Genomic DNA, 22,933 nt, shown 5'->3' with positions numbered 1-22,933 from the left:
CGCCGGTCGGACGCCAACCGGATGCGCGACCTCTCATTCCGTGCCGGTCGTATGGATGGCGGTCACGGCTGGCTGATCGGCGGAAAACAGTTCGCCCCGCCCGCACCATGTCACAGTCCGGCACGGGGACGTAGAAATTTGGCGTTGGTCGCCGACGTCCACCACCCGATCCACCTGCACTTGGTCGGCTTCCGGACAGTCTCCCCGCGGTGACAAACAACCGTTGCCGCACGACGGCGGCCCCAAAGACACCGTGTCACTGCGACCGAGCAAATCGGTGGAGCTCCTCACTCGCTTCGACAGCTATCGCGACCGCTACCTGTTCCACTGCCACAACGCCGAACACGAGGACATGGAGATGACCAACCTCGAAATCGTCTGAATCGCAAAGCCGCTGCGCAAAGGCCCTACATCAGAAGCGAACACTGGTCATCGAGCGTTCGCGAAGCTGCTCGGCTGCACCGACAGGGCAATTTCGAGACAGCGTCAAGGCGGTCGCCTCGTGGATGACCTCGGGGTCGTTTCGCACGGCCACCGGGTTGCCGCGGGGTGGCCACCGTGTTAGGGAGGCTCAGCTGGATACACCGCCGGTCGGTTGCGGTGCGGACCGGCGGTTTCGCACGGTGAGCGGCAGTGTGAAGACGATCACGAAGGCGGCGACGTACCGCAGCGAGTAGGCGAACGCGTCCGGCAGCGCGGTGCCGTGGTCGAGGCGGCCGAAGAATGCCAGCGAACTGATGCCGAGGACCTGGCCGAGCTGGGTGGTCGTGTTGAGCATGCCCGAGGGCCGCGCCGGAGTCGTTCTTCGGGATATCGGCGAGGATCAGGTCGGCCAGTGGGGCGATGATGAGGCCGAGGCCGACGCGCATGGGGATGATCGCGACGATGGCCTGCCCAGTTCACCACGGCCGATAGCTCCAGCGAGATCTCGCTGCCGCTGACATTTCCGCCATCGAATCGCGCACGACCGTGCACTCGAGGTATGTCGACACCCCGGCTTGAAATTGACCCACGATCACGAAACACGAACGGTTACAGCTGCAGTCACGCCACGACAGCCGACGATCGATACTCGGGTGAGAGCAAGTCAGCCGGCCCGGCATAGTCCGGACGACAGGTCACGGAGGCCCGCATGACTAGCGTGAGTAGTGACGACGGTTGCAGCAACCAGGTGACGGTTACGGTGCCAACCGAGGCACCTGAGTTGAATCCTGCAGCCGCGCAAGCGTTGTTGCGGATAGTAATGAATGCCGCAGCCCGAGAGCGCGGTCCGAATAGGTGCCCGAGCGGCGGCCAGGGCCGGACACGGTGGTAACGGCTCTGGCCGTGTGCGTAGTGGTCATCTCGGCGTGGGCGAGGTGAACCCCCACCGCGCTGAACTGCAATTTTCTCCCACGACACTCGGCTGAAAACCGGAAACATGCAGGTCAGGCTAATGTCGAGTTGTGTCCGGAGGGGGAGTGAGCCACTACGCACACGCGCTGCGCCGATACGGACTGCTGGCCATCGACGACCCAGGAAGGTGATCCGCTCGTGCGGCGCGGTCGCAGGTGCGAATCTCCGGCGCCACTGGCGTAGTCACAGTCAGTTTCACGCATGCGGGGTCGTTTCGTCCGGGATTGCGCGCAGGTATCGGTCGGTTTGCTCGAACGCCGACCCATAGCGTTGCAGGTGGGTGAGGCGGTTGAGTTCATCCCAACGGGCGGCGATACCGGCCGGGGTGCGCTCTGCTCGAGGAATGAACACAGGCGTGGACCTGGGCTAGCAAGGGTTTCCCGCGGCGGGCTCGTGCACGGCCACGCGATGCCCGGTCGGCGGTTGGGAATCGACGGCGACGATCTGGACGAACAGGTCATTTTCTCGAAGTGGAGTGCACGGGTCCTCGCCCGGAGAAGGTGGCCTGATCGTTCACGCTTCAAGGACTGAGGGACGTCGCATCCGAATTCTGGGACATCGAGGACGAATTGGAGGGATCCACAACGGACGTGCTTGGATGAACGAAGCTGTCGAAGACGTGGAATTCAGCCGATCGTAGGTCGCCGAGGAGCACGTCGGTGAGTCGGGTTCGCCACGGGACGTGGCGCTTGCCGGATGCCACTCGGAATTCAGCCAGAACCACGGTCACAGATAAGCACTGGCGCCCTGCCTCTGAGGACAATGGCTCAACCGGCCTCTTCCACATGCGTGACTCGCCGGAACCTGGATAGTGTGATATCGCCCCAGGTGGCAGATGGTCCGCACGCGACACGTCAGGATCGGTAGGAATTGAGTATCGACAGCAATGCACGCTCGGCGCCGACGCCGTCGGGTTTCGACGGTCCACGTATCGCTCTGTACACCGAGGAGTACGCGGCGGATCCGCATCGGGCGCACCGCGACATGCTCCACCGGTTCGGCTCGCTCGCGCCGGTGGAGCTGGCGCCCGGAGTTCCCGCGACGTTGGTCATCGGCTACCACGCCGCGGTGCGGATCCTCAACGACCCGGATCGCTTCACCTCCGATCCACGGGGCTGGGAGCAGAATATTCCCGCCGACTGCCCGATCCGCCCGATGATGGAGTGGTATCCCAATCCCCTCCACAGTGGGGGCCTGGAGCATATCCGCTACCGATCCGCCACCGCGGGTGCACTCGGCAAGGTCGATCTGCATCGTCTGCACGGCACCGTCGAACAGATCGCGACACCGCTGATCGACACCTTCTGCGCAGACGGTCATTGCGATGTGGTCGGCCAGTACGCGCTGCCGGTCGCCTTCGCCACCCTGAACGCGATCCTCGGCTGCCCCGCCGACATCGGTCAGCGCGCGGCGATCGGTATGGCGGCCATATTCGACACCGTCGGAGCCGCGGACGGCAATCAGATGCTCCTCGGTGCGCTGGCCGAACTCATCCGGATCAAACGTTCCGGACCAGCCGAAGACGTCACCAGTTGGCTGGTCGAGCATCCGGCGCGCCTCGATGACGAAGAGATGGTGTGTCATCTGGCGCTGCTGTACGCGGCCGGTATCGAGCCGACGCAGAATCTCATCGTCAATACCCTGTTGTTGATGCTGACCGATGGTCGGTTCGCGGGGAATGTGCTCGACGGGAGTTTGTCGACCCGGGATGCTCTCGACGAGGTGCTGTTCAATAGCCCGCCCTTGGCGAACTACTGCATCAGATATCCGCGCCAACCGATTCTGATCGAGGACGTCTGGTTGCCCGCGCATCAGCCGGTGCTGATCAGCATGACCGCCTGCAATAACGATCCGGCCGTCCGGACCGGAAACATCACCGATAATCGGTCACATCTGGCGTTCGGGACGGGCCCGCATGGCTGCCCAGCGCGATCGATGACGATGCTGATCGTCCAGAATGCCATCGACCAACTGCTCGACGCACTGCCAGAATTGGCATTGTCGATACCGAGGGAGGAACTGCGGTGGCGACCGGGCCCGTTTCATCGGTCGCTGGTTTCCCTGCCGGTCACCTTTCCGCCGAGCGCGCCGATCCAGGGTGCCGGTATGTACTAGCCCGCCTCGAATACCAGCAGTGGCAGTCTGACCGCGATGGCGAAACCAGCCACTTCGCCGAAGCGGATCAGTAGCAGCACTGACGCCGCAGGATCGCGGTCGGCCGAACAGGCTCGGCACAATGCCGACCCAGACACATCGCGCGACGATCGCCGAGTGGACGGGGACCGCCGATGACGAGCTACTCCGTGATCCGAATCTCTGGGTCGACGCGCTGACGGTTTCTCCCACTGCGGATCCGCGCGGGCGTGGCGCCGCGCATTCTGTGGCAGTCATTGCCGACAACCTGGGAGGCGAAGCCGGCTATCGCCTGCGAACGTGGCGGGGTTCGCTGGCAGACGCGCACCGACTCGCCGACCGGATCGAGGACGCCGCAGCAGGTTTCGAATCCGACCTCGGTTGGTTGTATGCGCTGCGCAACACCGCTCTGCACGATGAGCAATTCACATGTGCACCGGCTGCGATCGCGGCGGTTGCCGCCGCGCGGCTGGGTCTTTCATCGTTGACATTGGTACTCCCCCGACTGCGAGAGACCACGGGGATTTCTGTCCATCCCGTCGACGCCGCCCCTGCTAAATCAAGCGTGACGTGGATTCAACCGCGCGCGGCGGGAAATTGGATACGCGAATTCCGGGGAGTCGACTACTCGACATCGAGGTGTCGAGGTCCCTGACTGGTTGACGATGCAACGCTACGGGCAGCAACGAAGCAGATGGGGCACCGGGGTTACTCCCGGTGACCATAGGCCCATGATGCGGAACCTTTCGCCCATACGCAGCGCGTCAGGTCGGGAGAACACTGAAGCCATGATGGACAATAACGCCAACACCGTATCCTCCGTCCCGGATCTGGCGGCGATCCAGGTGGCGCTGCAGCGAGCGAGTCGCGCTCCCTCGATTCACAACACACAGCCATGGCACTGGGAGTTCGATGGCGCACAGCTGTGTCTCTACCGCGATAAAGACCGGCTGTTGGCCTCGGCGGATCCGACCGGGCGTCAGTTGGTGATCAGTTGCGGCGCGATGCTGCACCACCTCCGGACTGTGCTGACCGCGGGTGGGTGGCATACCGATCTCGAACGCATTCCTGATACCGGACGTCCGGACCTCCTGGGTCGACTCGCTTTCCGGCCGTGGCTCGACCCTCCGAAAGGAGTTGTGGCCCGCGCCGCAGCGATCGCGACGAGGCGGACCGACCGACTCCCGTTAGCGGCTCCCGTCGGGTTCGAGGAAGTCATGCGGTCGGCGCGGATGCTGGCTAGTCCGCTCGAGATCGAGCTCGATCTCTTGGATGACAGCGCTCGTCCGCTGCTCGCGCAAGCCTCTCGAGAAGCGAGTGCGAAGCGACGCTATGACATGGACTACCAGGCTGAACTGCACTGGTGGGCAGGGCATTCGCCGGACCGAGAAGGGGTGCCGCGCACATCCTTGCCTTCGGATGCCGAGGCTGCTCACGTACCGGTCGCGCGAAAATTCCCTTCGGCCCCCCACTCCCAGCGCCGCGGCGACATCGAGGACGAAGCGAAGCTTGTGGTGCTGAGCTCGTCAGGAAACAGCATGGCCGACTGGCTCCATGCGGGTGAAGCGCTGTCGGCGGTCCTGTTGGAGTGTACAAGAGCAGGATTCGCGACATGCGCCTTGACCCATATCACCGAACTGGTCAGCGCGCGTAAGGCGATCGAAGGGCTGACCGTATGTCATGGGGTGCCACAGGTCCTCATTCGGGTCGGTGCCGCCCCGACCGATCTCGCCCCGCCGCCCACACCGCGGCGGCCGGTCAGTGAGATCTTGTCGGTGCTTCAGTAATCGGCCGGGACGTTGACCGAGTTTGGGACTACCCGCCGATCTTTTGCGGACCAGCCCGACGTGGAGCGGCCCCGGTGCGTGGGCTTCGGGACCCGGGAGCTGCGGGTTCGAAACCATCCCTTCGGCGAATGGTTCCGGACCTATTCGATCGTGTCGTTGGTGATCTCATTCGTCTTTGGTATCGCGACGAGTTTCTACGGGCCGCGGATCCCGGACGACCTCCCGCCGCCGTGGGCTGGGGTATTGGAACGGATCAGCGTTGCCGCGTTCGTGCTGTGGTTGGCAGTCCTGGCCATCACACTGCTGCGGACTACGGCCGAGCCGCCCGGCGGCGAACAAGCGGGGACCACCGAATAGCCACGCCGTTGGAGGCGCGCCTTACGTCAGCTGCGTAGCCATCGGATCGGGAATCGTCGGAATGCCCGGCCAGGCGAACAGACGTCAACGCATGCAAGCTGAGGCAGGCCGTGTTCGTGTTCGCTGCACGGTACGCAGGACTCGGTCATCGTTGTGCGATGCGGGACGGATGGTGTGGTTGTGCCCGAAGCAACCATACGAGGTAGGACCCGGTGACTGCCGCCATTGCGGCCGCCATGACCATTGCACCGACGAGTCCGATCGCGAGGGTGACCGCTCGGGATTGTCCAGGCTGCCAGAGCGGGCTGGTGACGATGGTGCATGCCAGCAGGCCGGCGATCCAGCCTGCCGCGCTTGCTCCGATCCAGCCGTCTGCCTCTGCAAGATGATCACGAAGTACGAACCATTGGGGCACGCCGAGCGAGAAGATGATCACGAGTGCGCCGGATGCGAGCACTGGTATCGCCGCAGCGGTTGGCCAGCCCTGTAGCCCGTTTGACGCCATCAGTGCAATTGCGACGGTCCATGCGGTCAGCGCGCCGAGGGCTGTTGCCAGTATCCAGCGGCGTGTGTCCAGATCGGGGATGGCGCTGTGCAACACTCGGGCCTGAAACCAGCCGAGTACTGCGCCTTCGACAAGGCCTGCCATAAGCATGGTGACGGCAGCTAGTGTGCTGTCGATCTGACCAATCGTTACAGCGGCCGCGGCCGGTGCGGCGAACCCCAATACCTCGCCGATAGTGACGAGCGCGAACCAGCGGCGCCATAACCGCTTTCCCTGCTGTGCGCCGGAGATCTCAGGCTTCTTGCTGTTGGATGCGAGGTCGATCAGCAACAGTGGATCTGTAGGAGCAGCTGAGGGCAGCAGCCGGCGCTTCTGGCGAATTGCCGCAGCATAGGTATAGCCGCGCGAGCCGGGAGCGAGGACTCGTGCGGTGCCGTGGCGCCACCGCCCATCTATCCAGAGTGACAGTGGTGCGGGCGTGACGAAATTGCGCCACCAGGTCTTCGCTTCTGGGCGGCTCACCCGGACAACCACTTCGTCTCCTCGGCGGGCATATCCGACAGGCAGCGCGATGTCTCGGCGCGTTCGAATCCCGGTGTACCGCAGTTCGGTGAGGCCGTGCACGAACTTGGAGGTGATCGGGAAATGCAGGACGCTCAGGATCGCCGAACTCGACCACCCGGAGGTTCGGTAGCCGTGATTGTCTGCCATAACGTCGATGCTTCTCAGCTGCGCCCGAGTTGGACAGGACCAAAGGCCATCATTGGGTGGGGACTTTCGGGTATCGGCCAATGTGCCCGGCGAGCCGGGCCAAACGGACGGGCCCGACATGTCGTAGTCCTCTACTGCACACCCCGGCAACGCGAGATGGTCGATGTCTGATCCACCGAAACTCAGGAGAAGGACGATGATGTACTGGCCTGACCACGGGATGACCGGATGGGGATATGCGGTGATGATCCTCGTCATGATCCTGGTATGGGCGCTGGTCGCCGTGGCGATCATCGCGACACTACGGATTGTCGCGTCGACACCCCCGCGCTCGCAGCCACCCTACGGAGGTTCCGAGTCGCCCGAACAGCTGCTGGCGGCGCGGTTTGCCCGCGGGGAGATCGACGACGAGGAATTCCAGCGACGTCTGACCATCCTGCGCGCCGGCCTGAAACACGCCTGACGTCGACACCGCGTGCTGCTCGATCGCCGCGCAGAAGCTGGCGGCTACCGGTCGGGACCGGCGCGGGCGCGGCGGGAAAGTGCCGTTGCACAGGACCTTTTGCGCCGGTCTGACTCTGCTGAAGCATGCCATTCGTGGAGGACCTTCGCTACGGTGGCCTCGAGCAATTGGTCGGTTGGCGCCGTGCGTGCCTGCGGCCATGTCACGTCATCGGACGCCATCGCAGCAGCAATTTCGACGGTAGCCTCGGACATCATGGAGCTGCTGCGGTTTCGGATACGCTGCTCAGCCACCTCAACGGGGCAACAACACCGGATCTGAACCAACTCCGCGGCCGTTGCGTTTGCCAGCGCACTCGCGTGCCGCCGCTGCTCGGGATCGATCCAGCTGGCATCCAGAACAACGGATTCACCGGCTTCCAACCGCGACCTGGCCCTAGAAAGTAGCTCGGCATACACCCGGCCCTTGCTCGCGGGGGAGTACCGGCCTTGTCCATAGAGACCGCTGGCGCCGCTCAGCTCGCCTGCGGCGGCCATTTCTTGTCGCACCACATCACTGGACAACAGGACCGCACCCGTCCCTTCGGAAAGGGCTTGGGCCACCGTCGACTTGCCGGTGCCAGGAAGTCCACCGATCAACGCCAACCGGATGGCAGCGCGATCGGAATGGGCGCCGGCTATCGCCACATGGCAGCGAGCCCGTTCGCCGGCGGCGCATTCACCCTGGGCGAACCGGATGACATCGACCTTCGCGCGGACGAGGGCGCGATAGGCGATGTAGTGGTCGAGCAGCGACCTCGGCGCAGTGTCCGACGTAGTGTGAAGGTAGTCGGTCAGCAGCCGTTCGCCGAGGTCAGGGTATCCGAGGAACTCGAGATCCATAGCCAAGAAGGCGATATCGTCGATACAGTCGACGTATCGGAGCTTGTCGTCGAAGTCCAAGCAGTCGAGGATCCGGAAGCCATCAGGCAGGGCGAAGATATCTTGGGCGAGGAGATCTCCGTGGCCGTCGACGATGCGGCCCTCAGCGATGCGGCGGTTGAATAACGGTGCCCGGCCGTCGAGATAGCGCATGGCTTGTGTCTGCACCCTGGCGAGCGCAGCGGAGTCGACGAGAGCTGGTGGCTGCAGCCGCAGCGTATTCAGCACCGGTAGCCATCGGCTCCGGACTGATTCAGGTCGCCCGCAGCGGTCGATCTCGGGTCCGCGGCCAGCCGACTGATGAAACTGCACGAGAGTATCCGTCAGCGCCGCCAGATCGATGGTGTCGGATCCGAACTCTGTTAACAGAGTCGAAAGCCGCAGTTTCGCAGGCATGCGCCGCATGATCAACACCGGTTCCGCAGGACCTCCGACCGGGTCGGTCAGGTGCCCGACGCCTAAGTACACATCGGGCGCCAGTCGGCGGTTGAGCTCGAGCTCGCGAGCGCAGGCACGCTCACGCAAGTGCGGCGTGCTGAAGTCCAGGAAGTCGGTGGTGATCGGCTTCTTGACCTTGTATGCGCGGTCGCCGCACAAGATGACGATTCCGGTGTGGGTTTCACAGAGTTGCGCATCAGTATTCGCTGATGTGTCTTGTGTGCTCACAGCTGCTCGATCAGGTCCTGGCCTGCCGTCGCGCCACCGTCGATGACGAATTCCGATCCGGTCGAGAACGTGGCCTCGGTGATGATGAATTCGACCATGGCTGCGACCTCTTCGGGCTCGCCGAATCTAGGCAATGGCTGACTGGCGGCGATCTGCTCATCCATTCCGGCGGTCATCGGCGTATGGATGGGGCCCGGATGCACGGAGCAGACGCGGATTCCGGCCTTTCCGAGTTCGATGGCGGCAGCTTTGGTGACTCCGCGAAGTCCCCATTTGCTGGCGACGTAGCCGGCGACGCCGGAGTAGCCCATGAGTCCGGCGGTGGAGGAGACGTTGACGATTACACCGTCGCCTGCTGCACGCAGCCGCGGCGCCGCCAGGTGCATTCCCAACCAGGCTCCGGTCAGATTGACATCGATGACGTGCCGAAACATGGCAGGCGATTCAGATTCGACACTGCCGAAGTCGACGATGCCGGCGTTGTTGACCAACACCGCGAGCGGTCCGAAGGTGGCTTCGGCGTCATCGAGTACACGCTGCCATTGGTCTTCGTCGGTGACGTCGAGCCGCCGGTAGATGCACGCGGAGCCGAGCGAGGCCGCGGTGGCTTCGCCATCCTTGTCGAGGATGTCGGCTACCACGATGCCGGCACCGGATTTGACGAGGGCGTGCGCGATCGCCGCGCCGATGCCACGCGCTCCGCCGGTGATGACGACACTGCGTCCGGCAAGGTCGAGAGTGTTGGTATCCGTCATGATGGCGACTCCTTCTTCTCGTTGTGATGGGTTGAACTCAGAATCGCGCGACCACCGCGACCACCGCGACCACCGCGACCACCGCGACCACCGCGACCACCGCGACCACCGCGACCACCGCGATCGCCGAAAGTCATTGATCAGCAGGGCCTTGCGAACCGCCACGGCTCTTCATGTCGCCGGAGCTTTGTGCTTCCGACGGTGTTCGTTGAGAATGTGAGCGGACTCCAACCGCCGCGATAGCCGCTGCCAATCCGGCTCGTGCCTGGCGGGCGACCGCAGCGAGCGCGGGGGAGTGCGACTGTTGCAACAACGTGCGGGGATCGACGGCCTCGACGACGGTGCCGCTATCTGTGGCTCGCACGACAACGTTGCAGGGCAGTAGCAAGCCGACAGCCCGGTCCACGTCTAGCGCCTCGGAGGCCAGCGTCGGATTGCAGGCTCCGAGGATGAAGTAATCCTCGATCTGACGTCCGATCTTGTCCCGCAGCGTTGCACTCACGTCGATCTCGGTGAGTACACCGAACCCTTGTTCGGCCAGCGCCTCGCGCACGATTGCCGCGGTATCAGCGACTGTGGAGGCAACCTCGGCGCTCAGATCGGTGGGCGCGACAGGAATGCGGATTTCGGTCACGAGATCTTTGGCCGCCACAGCTTCTTCGGGAGCCACCAGGTAGATCTCTGTTGGTGGCCCGACCGGCCGGAATGGCGACTCTCTCAGCCACTGGTCGAGTGCGCGGTAGGCGTGGGTGATGGAGTGGTAGTCGCCGTGGTGGATGGTCCGGGCGACTATGCCGGACTCGGTTGACCGGACAGCCATTTGCTCGACGCCGTCGTTGCTGCCCGCAGCAACAGGCAGGCAGAAATCGACCTCGGTGGTCTGGCCGGGCAGGAAATCGCTGTGGTAGGTGGTCGACGGTGGCCCGGCCGGATGCATGCCAGTGTGGGCGGCCAGTTCGTAGAGCGACTGCATACCATTGCCGATGTCGTCGCCGGCATGGTCGGCCCTGATCGTGCGGTGCAGCTGGAGAACCGTTTCGGGTGCGGATTCAGCCACCGTGACGTGGTAGGACATCGTGGCGACCTTCCAGATCAGGGATGCCGTGCGGTTCGTTCGGCTCCGGCGATGGCCAGGCGCTGTCCCCACTGGAGTGCTCGGCCCAGTTCCCCTTCGGTGAGTGGTCCGGTCATTCCGTCGACGAGGAAATCCATGGGATGGTCGACGAGCTGATAGCCCAGCTTGCGAAGCCGCTTGCCTGTGCCGCGCGCCGCCGATCCCGGCAACCAGGGCGGCTTCGCCACTTTGGTACCGAAGGCTGCCGCGAGACTGCCTGCCGTCACCGGTTCGATGGTGTCGAGCCACTCACGTATCCCGATATCGACCGTGACCGCGTCACCGGATCGGGTGGCCGCGTCGGCGCGGGTCGAGGGCCGACTCAGACCGAAGGCGTGGGTGGGCCCCCCGACTACTAGGAGGTCCACGAGTGGAAGGGTTGATGCCCGCTCGGCAGAAGCGACGTCGAGGACTTCCACGGTGGCGTGTTCACGAAGTCCCTCTGCGATCGCCCGGGCGACGTCAGCGGTGTTGCCGTACATCGATTCATAGACGACGCGTGCTCGCATGACGGCCTCCTCGAGAAGTGGGTCCTGGTACATCCCCGACGCTATGACCACCTGCCAGAGCACGACAGTGCCGAACGGCACGAGCCGAAGGACCTTCGTCGTCGGTTGCTGCGCCGGGTGGTCCTGGTCGCCGCCCTCGTAGCCCGGCTTGCCACCATCATGCTGATCGGCTCCGGGATCGTGGGGGAAGAGCACAGCAAACGCGAGTTCATCTACTCGAGGTGATCGTGTGCTGGTCGCCAGCGGTGTCGAACCCTGCGATCGCGGTGATGAGCCAGGGGATCGCTCGGCGATGGCCACTATACCCCTAGGGGTATGCTGGAACCAGGGATCAACTGAGGAGGCGCAACATGGTCGGCGATGACGCTGCGATCACCGAAGTACTCAATAGGCTGCGCCGAGCTCACGGTCAGCTGGCTGGCGTCATCGCCATGATCGAACAAGGCCGCGACTGCAAAGACGTCGTCACCCAGCTGGCGGCAGTCTCGCGTGCACTCGATCGCGCCGGATTCAAGATCGTCGCTACCGGTCTGCGCGAATGCCTGGCCGGCGACTCCTCTGAGACCGCGGAGCTGATGACCGTAGCCGAGCTGGAAAAGCTGTTCCTGGCCCTGGCCTGACAACCGAAAGGAGCGAACCGATGAAACTGGGTCTGACCACCAGACTGCACACCACCTTCGACGAGGCGGTCACCCGCACACGAGACGCGCTGTCACAACAAGGATTCGGCGTTCTCACCGAGATCGACATGCGCGCGACCCTCAAAACCAAACTCGGCGAGGATATGGAGGACTACCTCATCCTCGGCGCCTGCAACCCGCCCCTGGCCCACCGCGCCGTCAGCGCCGACCGCCAGATCGGGCTACTCCTCCCGTGTAACGTCGTCGTGCGTCGCGACCCGCACTCCGAGTCCACGATCATTGTCGAGGCAATGAATCCCGACGTCATGGTTGAGGTCACCGACGACCCGGCGCTGCAGCCCATCGCCACCCAAGCAAGCGCCAAGCTTCAGGCCGCACTCGACTCCCTCGAGGACAATTCGCCTTGAGTTGATCATCTGCAGATCCGTAACGGTGCGTGGTGAGTTCATCGAGCATGTGGGACCGGATACGGGTCCGCTCTACCGAGCTACGGTCGTGGCGGTACCTCAGGCATCGGCACGGACCAGCGAAGGATCGTGCCACCGGAAGGGTTCGGTTCCACCCCGAATGTTCCACCGGCTTCCTGGGTGCGTGCCGCCATATTCGCCAGGCCGCTGTGGCGTTCGATGATGTCGGGGAGACCGATGCCGTCGTCGATGACCTCGATGACGACGTCGTCGCCGATCGTCAGCTTGACGGCAACAGCGCTGGCGCGTGCGTGCCGGACGACGTTGCTGAGAGCTTCGCGGAGCACGGCCTCCACATGGTCGAACATGGTGGGGCTCAGCACCGATACGGGTCCGGACAGTCTGATGGAGGTGCGGAGGTCGGATTCTGAGGTCATCTCGCCGACCAGGGCGTGTAGCCGTTTGCGTAGGGCGGGTGTCTCGGCGGTCGAACTCGCGTGCAGGTCGAAGATCGAGTGCCGGATGTCTTGCACGATCGACTGGATGTCGTTGATGGTGTCGGCGAGCCTGGTTTTCACCTCGGGTGCGCGTGCACGCTGAACTGTTCCTTGCAGGGACAGGCCAACGGCGAAGAGGCGCTGGATGACGTGGTCGTGCAGGTCGCGTGCGATGCGGTCGCGTTCGGAGACGACATCGAGATCGCGTATCCGTCGCTGTGTATCGGCGAGTTGCAGTGCGAGGGCGGCTTGGTCGGCGAAGGCGGTCATCATCTTCTGCCCGGTCGAATCGAGCGCTGCCATTCCGTTCGCGCGGACGGTGGCCAGCACCCCGATGACCGATTGGCCGGCCCGTAATTGCGACGTTTCCACCGAGGCGTCGTCGCCGTTGGATCCGGGTTGAAGGTCATCCGCTGATGCGTCGTCGGTTGTGCGTTCGAAGGAGAGAGTTGCTGGCGACCACGAGACAGGGACACGCCGTCCGATGCGGGGTTGTGCTCCGGCACCCGCTGCGGCGGTGATGACGAGTTCGGTGACCTCCTCGCTCGGTGCGTCCGGGTCCTCGGGCATTGCGAGGTAAGCCGACGCCGATTGTGTCAATGTCAGGGCGCGTTCGGTGATCAGCTGGAGCAGATCGGGGGGAGCGCTACCGGCGAGTGCCGCTGTGGCGACCTCTTGCGTTGTTTCGAGCCACTGCTGGCGGACTTGGGACTCCTCGTAGAGACGGGCGTTGGCGATCGCGCTGCCTGCGGCGGCTGCCAAGGCTTGGACGACGACCTCGTCGTCGGCGGTGAATTCTTGGCCGCCTGCTTTCTCGGTGAGGTACAGGTTGCCGAAGATCTCGTCACGAACCCGAACGGGGACGCCGAGGAATGTGTGCATCGGTGGATGGTGCGGTGGGAATCCGACCGACGAGGGATGCTGGGACAGATCGGTGAGCCGGATCGGTGTGGGTTGTTCGAAGAGCAGGCCGAGGACGCCGTGGCCCTGCGGTAGGTCGCCGATCAGGACTCTGGTGCGGTCGTCGATGCCTTCGTAGACGAATTCGGACAGTTTCTTGGAGCTCTTGTCGGCTTCGCGGACGCCGAGTGCGCCGTAGCGGGCATCGACGAGCTCGATGGCGGTGTGCACGATCGATCGCAGTGTGTTGTCCAGATCCAGGCCTGCGTTGATGACCAGCATGGCCTCGATGAGCCGGTCCATCTGGTCGCGCACGCCGATGATCTCGGAGATGCGATCTTGCACCTCGTTGAGGAGTTCGCGCAGTCGCGTTTGGGCCAGTGTCTCGATCACCGGGGGTCGGCCGTTCGGGCCGGAGACCGACGAGGGATCGTGCATATCAGCATTCTGGCAGTCAGAAGCCGCCCGAGCAGGTCGATGCTCGGAACCGGTGTTGCCCTCGCCGTTCAGGGCGTTTCCCGTCGTCGTTCTGGATCGATCTTGGACGCGAGCACAGCTGCTTGGGTTCGGCGTTCGACCCCGAGCTTGGTGAGTAGCCGGGAGACGTAATTCTTGACCGTCTTCTCGGCCAGGAACATCCGGGCCGCGATTTGTCGGTTGGTCAATCCTTCGCCCAGGAGTGCCAGCAGTTTCCTTTCCTGTCCGGTGAGACCGGCGAGGGGACCTTTCTGTTCTTCAGCTTCGGTGCGGAGTTTGGCCATCAGCGCGGCGGCGGCGCGGTTGTCGAGCAGGGATTTACCGGCGCCGACAGCACGGATGGCGTCGACGAGATCGGTCGTACCGATGTCCTTCACGACATATCCGCTTGCCCCGGCAAGAATCGCATCGAGCATGGCTTGCTCATCGGTGAACGAGGTCAGGATCAAGCACCGCAGATCGTTATCGTGAGTGAGCAGCTCACGGCACAGCTCGATGCCGTTACCGTCGGGCAGCCGGACATCGAGCACGACGACCTCTGGCCGGGTGGCGGGGATGCGGGCCAGCGCGTGGTCGACGGTGCCTGCCTCACCGACGACCTCGAGGTCGGGTTCGGCGCTGATCAGGTCGCCCACGCCGCGTCGCACGATTTCGTGGTCATCGACCAGGAATACTCGGACCATCGGCCGACTCCTTTCAACGATGCCCCCAGCTTACGAAAGATGCAGGCCACGGTGGTGTAGTCGAGTGGCGAACTTGCCATTGGTCTCTCCAGATGAGGACTTTGTTCCCTCGATGCCGTAAGCCACTCGCTGCTGGACTCGAATCAGAGCAGTCCGTGCGGAATCGGAGGTGCGGGGTGGACGCGTCGGCCACTGAACCGCCTGCGGCCAGTGGCGGCCGCAGGCCGGCTTCACCGAGACCGACACCGCCGATGACCGGGATGGGGTTGTCGTCGGCGGAGGCCGCTGCCCGTCTCGCCCGCGATGGGCCGAATATGGTTCCGCAGCCGCCTCCCACCCGGCTGTGGCAGCGGGTCACGCGTCAACTGCGCGACCCATTGATCATGGTGCTGCTAGGGGCGACCGTGCTGACCGCGGTGACCGCCGACTGGACCGACATGTCGGTGATTCTTCTGGTCATCGTGGCGAATACGGTCGTGGGCGTCGGTCAGGAGGTTCGCGCCGACCGTGCGATCACCGCCCTGTCAGCGCTGACCGCCCCGAGCGCACGAGTCATCAGGGAAACCAGTCAGCGCGAGATCCCGGCCGCGGAAGTCGTGGTCGGCGATCTGCTGGTCCTGACCGAAGGCGACATCGTTCCGGCGGACGCGGACGTTGTCGAAGCCGCCGCCATGATGGTCGACGAGTCTGCCCTGACCGGCGAATCCGTCCCGGTCGACAAAACCGCGGCGAGCCTGGTATCGGCGGGAACGATTGTGGTTCGAGGCCGCGGCCGGGCGGTGGTCACCTCGGTCGGTGCGCAGAGCGCGACGGGGCGGATCGCGCATCTGATGGACCGAGGCTCCGGACCAACGCCTCTCCAGAAGCGGCTACTCGATGTTGGTCGGCTGCTGGCCGGTGTGACGATCATGCTCTGCGTGATCGTGCTCGTCCTGGGCCTTGCGCGGGGCGAGTCTGTCGAGCTGATGGTGGTGACCGCGATCAGCCTCGCCGTCGCGGCCGTCCCGGAGTCCTTGCCGGCCGTGGTCACACTCGCTCTCGCGATGGGCGCTCGCCATATGGCCGCACGACATGCCCTGATCCGCAAACTGCCCGCCGTGGAAACACTGGGATCGGTCACGGTGCTGGCCACCGACAAAACCGGAACCTTGACCGAGGGGCGGATGGTCGCGCGCACATTGTGGACACCGGACGGCGTGGCCGAGGTCAGCGGATCCGGTTACGCACCCGACGGCGCGGTTCATGCGGACGGGCAGGTGCTCGCACCCTCGGATCGACGCGATGTGACCGAATTGCTGTCGGACGCCTCGCTGTGCAACGACGCCCGTCTGGTGGATCCACGCACCGACGGGCGTCGATGGACTGCGCTCGGCGATCCGACCGAAGCCGCGCTGTTGGCTGCCGCGGCCCGGTTGGGCCTCGACCACGCCGAACTCGACGAGCGGCTCCCGCGGACGGGTGAGCTGCCGTTCGACAGCGATCGAAAGCGGATGTCCACCGTCCACCAACTGCCCGGCGCCGGGTACCGAGTGATCTGTAAGGGCGCTCCCGAAGTCCTGCTGAACCGCACCGTCCTACTCGATGATCCAGAGGTGTTGGAGCAAGCTTCCGACTGGGCGAATCGCCAGGCGTCGGAAGGGTATCGCGTGCTCGCGGTGGCCGCCGCGGACAGGGCGGAACTGCCTGCTGCCGAGGAAGAATTCGAACGTGATCTTTGGCTCATCGGACTCGTCGCCATCGTTGATCCGCCTCGTTCCGCCGCCGCGGGCACGATAGCAGCGTGCCGTCGGGCGGGGATACGCCCGATCGTCATCACCGGCGACCATCCCGGCACCGCGCACGCGATCGCAGTCGATCTCGGCATCATCACTGCGACTGAACGCGTGATCGATTGCCGCCATATGTCGGAAACCGACCTGACTACCGGCATCGTGTTCGCCCGCGCTACTCCCGCCCAGAAGCTCGACATCGTCGAAGCCCTACGCGGCGACGGCCAGGTCGTGGCAATGAATGGTGACGGAGTCAACGATGGCCCAGCTCTGCGGCGTGCCGATATCGGCGTCGCCATGGGCGGGCGCGGCACCGAGGTAGCCAGACAGGCCGCCGATCTCGTCCTTGCCGATGATGACCTGAATACCGTGGTTGTGGCTGTCGAAGAGGGCAGGCGGGTCTATGCCAACATTCGACGTTTCCTGGTCTACGGCTTATCGGGTGGGGCAGCCGAGATCGCTGTCATGCTCGCTGGCCCGTTCTTCGGCCTGGCCTTGCCGCTGCTGCCGGCGCAGATCCTGTGGATCAATCTCCTCACTCACGGGCTCCCGGGTGTTGCGCTCGGCGGTGAGCCCGTGGACCCGAAAGCCATGGGGCTGACGCCACGTCCGCCGACGCAGAGCATTCTCGGGGCCGGTCTGTGGCAACGGGTCCCGCGAATCGCACTTGTGCTGACAGCTGTCACGCTGGGAGTGGCGCTCTGGGGGCACCACACCGATCGGCCGTGGCAGAGCATGGCGTTCTTCGCGCTGGGAGCGGCCCAGTTGGGTGCGGCCCTCGGATCCCGATCTCGGCCAGGATCGTTGGCAAATCCGATGCTTCTGATTGCCGTCGCCGCTGCCCTGCTTTTGCAGCTGGCCGGGCTGTATCTGCCGCCGCTGCGCGAATTGCTCGGTACCGAGCCGCTCAACGGTTTCGAACTGCTGGTTGTCGGTGCCCTGTCGACCCTGGGCTATGCCGCGGTGCGGCTGGATCGAATCGTGCATCCGAGCCGCGCGGTTGAGGCCCCCACAGTTCCCTCGACGCCGCAAGTTACTACTGACTGAACAGGTTCGGTCCCCTTGATGTGCCTCGAGCTGAGAAGTCGACCGGAATCGGCTTCTTGCTGAGCAGGACTCCCAGACGCTAGGGAACAAGGACTGCGGCGCCGTCGAACCGGCCGTAGGCAAGGTCGGAGAGTGCTCTGTCGGCGTGGTCGAGTGAGTATTGGTGGGTCGTCACATGCAGCCGGTGCTGTTGGGCGAAGGCGAGGAATTCCCGGGCCTGTGCGCGGGTGTTCGAGGTGACACTGCGCACCTGGCGTTCCCGGAAGAGGTGGCGCTGATAGTTCAGTGGCGGGATGTCGGTCAGGTGGATCCCGGCGAGTGCGAGGGTGCCGCCGCTGTCCAATGCTTCCAGGGCGGGAAGGGCCAGCTCACCGACTGGCGCGAACAGGATCGCCGAGTCCAATGGCTCGGGCGGAGCATCCGCGGGCCCCTGTACCGATGCGGCGCCGAGCGCTATGGCCAGATCACGGGCCGCCTCACCGCGTGTCATCACGTGGACGCGTGCACCGCGTGCAATCGCGACTTGGGCCGTGATGTGTGCACTGCCGCCGAACCCGTAGATACCGAGCACACCGCCGGTTGGTAGGTCGGCGCGGAGCAGCGCGTGATATCCGATGATGCCTGCGCAGAGCAGGGGCGCCATCTGGTCGTCGGAATAGCCGGAGGGGAGTTCTAACGCGAAATCGACGGGCACCGTGGTGTATTCGGCGTACCCGCCGTCGGCGTCCCAGCCGGTGTACTGCGAGCGGAGGCATAGGTTCTCCGCCCCGCGCCGGCAGTAGCGGCACACTCCGCAGGTGTGGCGCAACCAGGGAATGCCGATACGGTCACCGACGGCGAATACGGTACTCGCACCAGGCACGGCAACGATTTCGGCAACGACCTCGTGTCCGGGTACGACCCCGAGAAGGTGAACCGGTAGATCGCCCTCGACAACATGCAGATCCGTTCGGCATATCCCGCAGGCCAACACTCGGGCCAGTAGTTCGTTGTCGTTGGGAGTCGGAATCGGGACGTTCTGTTTCCGCAGGGGCGTGGTCTGGATCGGGCCCGTTGTGCTCACTTGCCAGGCCCGCATGTCTCGTGCTGTCATGGCGGTGTCCTTCGCTCGATGTACCGACGCGGGCTAAAGGCCGGAAGGGTAGGTTTCGGGAGTCTGGTCGGCGATCCACTGACTGGTCGGCTCGAGCGGCTCCAGGGCGGTGGTCCGGTCGATGTGAATCAGCGCATCGAACTGCTCGGCCGCGCGAGTATGGAAATAGTGGCTCTGGCGCTCGGTGCCCGGACGATAGATAACCCCGATGGCGCGTTGAAGCCGCGGTTGTGTGAGCTCCTCGGCAGCAGCGTTGCTTGTATCGAAGCGCAGTAGGAACTCCGGCAGCCCTGTGTCGTGCAACAAGGTCTCCATGCTGGAGGGCAGCCCTGGGCGGACGGCTTCACAGAGCGCCACACTGCCCCACTCCTCGGCGGCGGTGACCGTGCCCGAATAGGTGCTGAAACCGATCGTTCGGCAGTCCGGCCCGTAGCGTTCGCGCATCAGCTGACCGATCGTGAGCTGTCCCTCGGCGCCCATCTCGGTGGCGCGAGCGTCGCCGACATGGGAATTATGTGCCCACACCACTATTTTCGGTGGCTCGTCGGTGATGTCGTGCCCCGGCTGGGAACGTCGGCGAAGGTGTTCGCGCAGTGCGTCGAGGGTGTCGGCCATGTGTTGATCGCGCAGGTTCCACGAGGCGGACCGTTCCCCGAACATCGTGCGGTAGTAGGCCTCCGCGTCGCGGACCGACCATGCGTTGCGCAGCGCATCGAACAACTCGTCGGCCGCGGCAGGGTCGCTGCCTCCGTCGGCGACCGCGGTGTTCTGAAGCTCGATCAGTTGCTGAACCACCTGGTCTTCGCACGATCGTCCGGCGCCGAATGCCGCGCCGAATCCGTATGCCTGCGCGTCGTTGCCGCCAGTGTGGTCGAAACAGTCGTAGCGGGCTTTGGCTCGTTGTGCCGCGAGGCGATCGGTTCGCTCGAGGTAGCGCACGACCTCCGTCATCGAACGATGCAAGCTGTACAGATCCAACCCGTAGAACCCCGTGGTGGGTTCGTCGTGACGAACCTGGCCGTCGTCGTGATCACGTAGCCAGCCGACGAAGTCGCGGACAACTGTATTGCGCCACATCCACGCGGGAAACCGTTCGAAGCCGCGCAGGGCTTCCTCCGCGTGGGTGTCGCTTCCGCGCGCGTGTACGTAGCGGTTGACCCGGTAGGCGTCGGGCCAGTCCGCTTCGACCGCGACCGCCGTGAACCCCTTGTTCTCGATCAGCCACTTCGTTATCTGCGCGCGGGCGGCATAGAACTCGTGTGTTCCATGGCTGCTCTCGCCGATCAGAACGACGTTCGCCTCGCCGATCAGTTCCTCGAGTTCGCTCTCTGGGGGAATGCCTGCGGGCGCCGCTATCGCACACGCACGAATCGTTTGCACAGGGTCCATTTCGGTGCTCGGTGGGCCGGTAGTCGGGGTAGTCAACAGAGTGCGCACTTCGTCATCGGTGACCTGCGTGAAATCCCAGAACGAGGCCCCGACCGCGCGGAATGGCGACGGAATCGTCGCGCACACCAGTTCATCTACCGCGGCGCCGAGTTCGCGACAGGTCGATTCTGGTGCCGCGGGGACAGCGACAACGATGCATTTCGGTTCCTGCGATCGAATCGCTTCGATCGCGGCGAACATGCTTGCCCCGGTTGCCAGGCCGTCGTCGACGAGGATGACGGTTCGTCCTGAGACCTCGATCGGCCCGCGGTCGGCGCGATAGGCGGCTTCGCGCCGGGCCAGCTCCGATGCCTCGTCGCGGGCGATCGCACGCACTTGTTCAGGCGTCAGGCGCAGGGCGCGCACCATATCGTCGGCGAGCACGATCCGGCCGCCGGAGGACAGGGCGCCGAAAGCGAATTCCGGGTTATCGGGGGCACCCAGCTTGCGCACCACGAGTGCATCCAGCGGAGCCTCCAGGGAGGCGGCGACCTCCCAGGCCACCGGGATTCCGCCTCTCGGCAGGCCGAGTACCACGACGCTCGGGTCGTCGCGGTAGTGGTCGAGCAATTCGGCCAGCGCTTGTCCAGCTTCTCGCCGATCACGAAAGATCTGCCGGAATGAACCGCTATCACGCGTCTTGATGGGGTTCATAGGTGCCTCCACAGGGATTTGTCACGATCCGGCCGTTGCGGCGCTGCGGTAGAGGGCGGACCGGAAGCCCCAGTTCGCTGCGCCGGCAGGCCTGGGCCACCTCTGTGGCCGTGATCAGCCCCGTGATGCGGCCTGCCCAGTCGACGACGGCGATGACGTCGAGGTCGGGCCGCAGCACGACCCGAGCAGCGACATCGCTGAGTGTGTCGTTGTCATGGGCGCGTGCGCGGGCAGGTAGCGGTCGAGCAACCTCGGACACCATCGACTTCGCCCGCTCAGGTCTCGGGATAGCGATGAGGTCGGCCCAGCCCACTACGCCTACCGGGCATCCGTTCATGTCCACGACCGGAAACACTTGGTGGCCGGTATCAGGGACTGTGGAGGTGAGCAGGTCCGCAACCGACCACGTATTCGGTACTGCGGTGGCCGGCGTGGTCATGACGTCGCGGATTCGCAGGTCGCCGAGTTGGTGGCGGAGGCCGGCGGCGGTCAGTTCGGTGCTGGCGGCGGTGAACAGGAACCAGCCCAGCAGCATCAGCCAGATGCCTCCGGCTGCGCCGACCAGAACGAGCTCGGCGGCGCCGATGAGCAAGAATCCCAGGCCCATCGCCCGGCCCCACCGTGCTGCGAGGATCGCCGCGCGAAGTTGGTCACCGGTTCGCCGCCATATGAGTGCTCGCAGCACCCGGCCTCCGTCCAGGGGAGCACCGGGCAGGAGGTTGAAGACCGCGAGCAGAACGTTCATCGCGGCCAGCCAGACGGGTGCGGCGAGCACGGGCCCGGAACCGAAGAATCCGACACCGACTGCCACGCCGAACAGGCCGACGCCGATCGCGAGGCTGGTGAGCGGTCCGGCCAACGCGATCCGTAGATCGGAGCGCGCGTCTCTGGGCTCGGTACCGAGCTCGGACACACCGCCGAGAAGCCAGAGCACCACCCGATCTACGGGCACGTCGTGGCGCTGAGCAACCACGGAATGCGCGAGCTCATGAGCCAGCAACGTGGCGATCAATCCGACAGCACTGCCGATGGCGATCAGCCACACAGCGGGCGAGTTTCCATATTCATCGGCCAAAGCCAGGCCGAGCAGCCAAGTGAACAGGCCGAGGGTCACCAGCGCCGACCAATGGGCTCCGATCCGGATGCCGGCGATCCTGCCGAGCGGGAGCGTGGCGCGCAGCATGTCAGCGCTCCGGTACCCGGGCGAGCCCTTCGGCCAGCAGAATGCGGTGCGCCTGCTGGGCGGCCGAAGCCATTCGCGTGCCGTCATCTCTGTCGGTGGGCAGCTGCTCCAGCCCGGTGACAAGCGCCGAGATCGCGTCGCTGAGCGCGCGGACCCGGGCGTCGAGATCGGTCAGGCGGTCGGGCGGTTGCGTTTCGTCGTCGCGAGGCACAGGTTCGAAGTCGGCCGCTGATACGCCGCATAGGACCGCGTATAGGTGCATCGGAAGGAGCGCGAAGACGCGATCGAGTTGGCCTGGGGAGAACATCTCGGACAGGACCACGGTGATCGAGCCCGCAACCTCGCCGACATCGTCGCGGTTGATGCCGGCCTCTCGGGAGAACTGGGCGACGAAGTCGCCGATGTTGTGCCGGACCGGTACGTGGCTGGGGACCCAGCCCTCGTAATAGGTGCCGCGCAGGATCTCGGGCAGCTGAGCGGTGAGATGTGCCGAAGCGGCGACTGTGATGCGGTCGCGCACGGTGTGCATCCATGCCCGTAGTGCCCGGTAGGCAAAACCGTGGTCATCGGTGTCGAGTCCGTCTGCCACTGCGCGTACCCACTCATGGGCCTTGTGGACGGCCGGTGCGAAGGGATCGTCGGGGTGCGGCATGGTGTCCTCCTCGGTGTTCACCCGGTGCGGCGTGGGGCGTACCACCTAGCGTGTGCTCAGCGCGATATCGGCCCAAGGGCCATAGGTGTGCTCGCGACGGGTCTATGGTCCTGCGTCGCCAGCTGACCCGTTGTGCGGTCGCTTGCGGCTGCGCGCAAGGGGCCAAAGTCCCATCTCGTGCGGACTT

The 22,933-nt window shown here is 64.7% G+C and carries 21 protein-coding genes; 8 read left to right on the top strand and 13 right to left on the bottom strand.

Translation table 11 applies throughout. The features are described 5' to 3' along the window. Positions 1 to 136: 136 nt before the first annotated feature. Positions 137 to 382, top strand: coding sequence for a multicopper oxidase domain-containing protein (locus GV792_RS29205; RefSeq protein WP_309138502.1), 246 nt, complete (start codon positions 137 to 139; stop codon positions 380 to 382). Positions 383 to 571: 189 nt separating this feature from the next. Here GV792_RS29205 and GV792_RS02745 read toward each other — a convergent pair whose 3' ends face one another. Together GV792_RS02745 and GV792_RS02740 are read right to left on the bottom strand one after the other, a co-directional pair. Next, a complete protein-coding gene (locus tag GV792_RS02745) occupies positions 572 to 778 on the bottom strand; it encodes a hypothetical protein (RefSeq protein WP_163821962.1) in 207 nt (68 codons plus the stop codon). 812 nt (positions 779 to 1,590) lie between these two features. After that, positions 1,591 to 1,746, bottom strand: a complete 156-nt coding sequence (locus GV792_RS02740) for a hypothetical protein (protein WP_163821961.1) — start codon at positions 1,744 to 1,746, stop codon at positions 1,591 to 1,593. A 519-nt stretch (positions 1,747 to 2,265) separates the two neighbouring features. On the opposite strand from GV792_RS02740, the gene GV792_RS02735 reads away from it, so the two are divergent. The 3 genes from GV792_RS02735 (at position 2,266) to GV792_RS02725 (ending at position 5,672) form a co-directional block, all read left to right on the top strand. Then, positions 2,266 to 3,510 carry a cytochrome P450 gene (locus GV792_RS02735; protein ID WP_163821960.1) on the top strand — a complete coding sequence of 415 codons (1,245 nt, stop codon included), beginning with the start codon at positions 2,266 to 2,268 and terminating at the stop codon, positions 3,508 to 3,510. 749 nt (positions 3,511 to 4,259) lie between these two features. Next, a complete protein-coding gene (locus GV792_RS02730) occupies positions 4,260 to 5,315 on the top strand; it encodes an Acg family FMN-binding oxidoreductase (RefSeq protein ID WP_163821959.1) in 1,056 nt (351 codons plus the stop codon). A gap of 159 nt (positions 5,316 to 5,474) precedes the next feature. Further along, on the top strand, positions 5,475 to 5,672 hold the full coding sequence (locus GV792_RS02725; RefSeq protein WP_163821958.1) for a hypothetical protein: 198 nt from the start codon (positions 5,475 to 5,477) through the stop codon (positions 5,670 to 5,672). A 145-nt stretch (positions 5,673 to 5,817) separates the two neighbouring features. On the opposite strand, the gene GV792_RS02720 is transcribed toward GV792_RS02725, so the two are convergent. Further along, positions 5,818 to 7,146 (bottom strand): hypothetical protein, encoded by a 1,329-nt coding sequence (locus GV792_RS02720; RefSeq protein WP_163821479.1) that lies wholly within the window; start codon positions 7,144 to 7,146, stop codon positions 5,818 to 5,820. On the opposite strand from GV792_RS02720, the gene GV792_RS02715 reads away from it, so the two are divergent. After that, on the top strand, positions 7,145 to 7,351 hold the full coding sequence (locus tag GV792_RS02715; protein WP_256667947.1) for an SHOCT domain-containing protein: 207 nt from the start codon (positions 7,145 to 7,147) through the stop codon (positions 7,349 to 7,351). The genes GV792_RS02720 and GV792_RS02715 overlap by 2 nt on opposite strands. 44 nt (positions 7,352 to 7,395) lie before the next feature. Here the strand turns inward: GV792_RS02715 and GV792_RS02710 are convergent, their stop codons facing one another. The 4 genes from GV792_RS02710 to GV792_RS02695 form a co-directional block, all read right to left on the bottom strand. Continuing rightward, positions 7,396 to 8,868: a bifunctional aminoglycoside phosphotransferase/ATP-binding protein gene (locus GV792_RS02710; RefSeq protein ID WP_175583857.1), complete on the bottom strand. Its 1,473-nt coding sequence runs from the start codon at positions 8,866 to 8,868 to the stop codon at positions 7,396 to 7,398. A gap of 65 nt (positions 8,869 to 8,933) precedes the next feature. Continuing rightward, positions 8,934 to 9,692, bottom strand: coding sequence for an SDR family NAD(P)-dependent oxidoreductase (locus tag GV792_RS02705; protein ID WP_163821955.1), 759 nt, complete (start codon positions 9,690 to 9,692; stop codon positions 8,934 to 8,936). A 133-nt stretch (positions 9,693 to 9,825) separates the two neighbouring features. After that, a complete protein-coding gene (locus GV792_RS30025; protein WP_163821954.1) occupies positions 9,826 to 10,767 on the bottom strand; it encodes a DUF302 domain-containing protein in 942 nt (313 codons plus the stop codon). 17 nt (positions 10,768 to 10,784) lie between these two features. After that, positions 10,785 to 11,315 carry a flavodoxin family protein gene (locus tag GV792_RS02695; protein ID WP_163821953.1) on the bottom strand — a complete coding sequence of 177 codons (531 nt, stop codon included), beginning with the start codon at positions 11,313 to 11,315 and terminating at the stop codon, positions 10,785 to 10,787. Between the two features lie 350 nt (positions 11,316 to 11,665). Here GV792_RS02695 and GV792_RS02685 point away from each other — a divergent pair, with 350 nt between their 5' ends. Both GV792_RS02685 and GV792_RS02680 read left to right on the top strand, forming a co-directional pair. Continuing rightward, on the top strand, positions 11,666 to 11,935 hold the full coding sequence (locus tag GV792_RS02685; protein WP_163821952.1) for a metal-sensitive transcriptional regulator: 270 nt from the start codon (positions 11,666 to 11,668) through the stop codon (positions 11,933 to 11,935). A 20-nt stretch (positions 11,936 to 11,955) separates the two neighbouring features. After that, a complete protein-coding gene (locus tag GV792_RS02680) occupies positions 11,956 to 12,363 on the top strand; it encodes a DUF302 domain-containing protein (RefSeq protein WP_163821951.1) in 408 nt (135 codons plus the stop codon). Between the two features lie 80 nt (positions 12,364 to 12,443). Here GV792_RS02680 and GV792_RS02675 read toward each other — a convergent pair whose 3' ends face one another. After that, positions 12,444 to 14,198 carry a GAF domain-containing sensor histidine kinase gene (locus tag GV792_RS02675; protein ID WP_163821950.1) on the bottom strand — a complete coding sequence of 585 codons (1,755 nt, stop codon included), beginning with the start codon at positions 14,196 to 14,198 and terminating at the stop codon, positions 12,444 to 12,446. A gap of 68 nt (positions 14,199 to 14,266) precedes the next feature. Continuing rightward, complete coding sequence (locus tag GV792_RS02670; RefSeq protein ID WP_163821949.1) at positions 14,267 to 14,920, bottom strand: response regulator; 654 nt, start codon at positions 14,918 to 14,920, stop codon at positions 14,267 to 14,269. A 251-nt stretch (positions 14,921 to 15,171) separates the two neighbouring features. Here GV792_RS02670 and GV792_RS02665 point away from each other — a divergent pair, with 251 nt between their 5' ends. After that, on the top strand, positions 15,172 to 17,736 hold the full coding sequence (locus GV792_RS02665) for a cation-translocating P-type ATPase (RefSeq protein ID WP_256673734.1): 2,565 nt from the start codon (positions 15,172 to 15,174) through the stop codon (positions 17,734 to 17,736). Positions 17,737 to 17,815: 79 nt separating this feature from the next. On the opposite strand, the gene GV792_RS02660 is transcribed toward GV792_RS02665, so the two are convergent. From GV792_RS02660 to GV792_RS02645, 4 genes are read right to left on the bottom strand one after another with little or no spacing between them, the layout of a single operon-like run. Next, positions 17,816 to 18,829 carry a zinc-binding alcohol dehydrogenase family protein gene (locus GV792_RS02660; protein ID WP_175582980.1) on the bottom strand — a complete coding sequence of 338 codons (1,014 nt, stop codon included), beginning with the start codon at positions 18,827 to 18,829 and terminating at the stop codon, positions 17,816 to 17,818. A gap of 33 nt (positions 18,830 to 18,862) precedes the next feature. Continuing rightward, positions 18,863 to 20,911, bottom strand: a complete 2,049-nt coding sequence (locus GV792_RS02655; protein WP_175583856.1) for an erythromycin esterase family protein — start codon at positions 20,909 to 20,911, stop codon at positions 18,863 to 18,865. Further along, positions 20,889 to 22,094, bottom strand: coding sequence for a site-2 protease family protein (locus tag GV792_RS02650; protein ID WP_163821948.1), 1,206 nt, complete (start codon positions 22,092 to 22,094; stop codon positions 20,889 to 20,891). The genes GV792_RS02655 and GV792_RS02650 overlap by 23 nt, the downstream gene beginning before the upstream one ends. A gap of 1 nt (position 22,095) precedes the next feature. Next, positions 22,096 to 22,746 (bottom strand): DUF2267 domain-containing protein, encoded by a 651-nt coding sequence (locus GV792_RS02645; protein ID WP_163821947.1) that lies wholly within the window; start codon positions 22,744 to 22,746, stop codon positions 22,096 to 22,098. Positions 22,747 to 22,933: the final 187 nt, after the last annotated feature.

It is taken from the genome of Nocardia cyriacigeorgica (assembly GCF_010868145.1).
GTDB lineage: Bacteria > Actinomycetota > Actinomycetes > Mycobacteriales > Mycobacteriaceae > Nocardia > Nocardia cyriacigeorgica_D.
The sequence above is the reverse complement of the archived record's forward strand: the minus strand, read 5'-3'. Positions and strand labels throughout refer to the sequence as shown.

Bases quoted from the DNA above. Each gene is read 5' to 3' on its own strand.
- GV792_RS02745 (WP_163821962.1), bottom strand. From the start codon at position 778: ATGCTCAACACGACCACCCAGCTCGGCCAGGTCCTCGGCATCAGTTCG.
- GV792_RS02730 (WP_163821959.1), top strand. From the start codon at position 4,260: ATGATGCGGAACCTTTCGCCCATACGCAGCGCGTCAGGTCGGGAGAAC.
- GV792_RS02715 (WP_256667947.1), top strand. From the start codon at position 7,145: ATGATCCTGGTATGGGCGCTGGTCGCCGTGGCGATCATCGCGACACTA.
- GV792_RS02720 (WP_163821479.1), bottom strand. From the start codon at position 7,146: ATGACGAGGATCATCACCGCATATCCCCATCCGGTCATCCCGTGGTCA.
- GV792_RS02705 (WP_163821955.1), bottom strand. From the start codon at position 9,692: ATGACGGATACCAACACTCTCGACCTTGCCGGACGCAGTGTCGTCATC.
- GV792_RS30025 (WP_163821954.1), bottom strand. From the start codon at position 10,767: ATGTCCTACCACGTCACGGTGGCTGAATCCGCACCCGAAACGGTTCTC.
- GV792_RS02695 (WP_163821953.1), bottom strand. From the start codon at position 11,315: ATGCGAGCACGCGTCGTCTATGAATCGATGTACGGCAACACCGCTGAC.
- GV792_RS02685 (WP_163821952.1), top strand. From the start codon at position 11,666: ATGGTCGGCGATGACGCTGCGATCACCGAAGTACTCAATAGGCTGCGC.
- GV792_RS02680 (WP_163821951.1), top strand. From the start codon at position 11,956: ATGAAACTGGGTCTGACCACCAGACTGCACACCACCTTCGACGAGGCG.
- GV792_RS02675 (WP_163821950.1), bottom strand. From the start codon at position 14,198: ATGCACGATCCCTCGTCGGTCTCCGGCCCGAACGGCCGACCCCCGGTG.
- GV792_RS02670 (WP_163821949.1), bottom strand. From the start codon at position 14,920: ATGGTCCGAGTATTCCTGGTCGATGACCACGAAATCGTGCGACGCGGC.
- GV792_RS02665 (WP_256673734.1), top strand. From the start codon at position 15,172: ATGACCGGGATGGGGTTGTCGTCGGCGGAGGCCGCTGCCCGTCTCGCC.
- GV792_RS02660 (WP_175582980.1), bottom strand. From the start codon at position 18,829: ATGACAGCACGAGACATGCGGGCCTGGCAAGTGAGCACAACGGGCCCG.
- GV792_RS02655 (WP_175583856.1), bottom strand. From the start codon at position 20,911: ATGAACCCCATCAAGACGCGTGATAGCGGTTCATTCCGGCAGATCTTT.
- GV792_RS02650 (WP_163821948.1), bottom strand. From the start codon at position 22,094: ATGCTGCGCGCCACGCTCCCGCTCGGCAGGATCGCCGGCATCCGGATC.
- GV792_RS02645 (WP_163821947.1), bottom strand. From the start codon at position 22,746: ATGCCGCACCCCGACGATCCCTTCGCACCGGCCGTCCACAAGGCCCAT.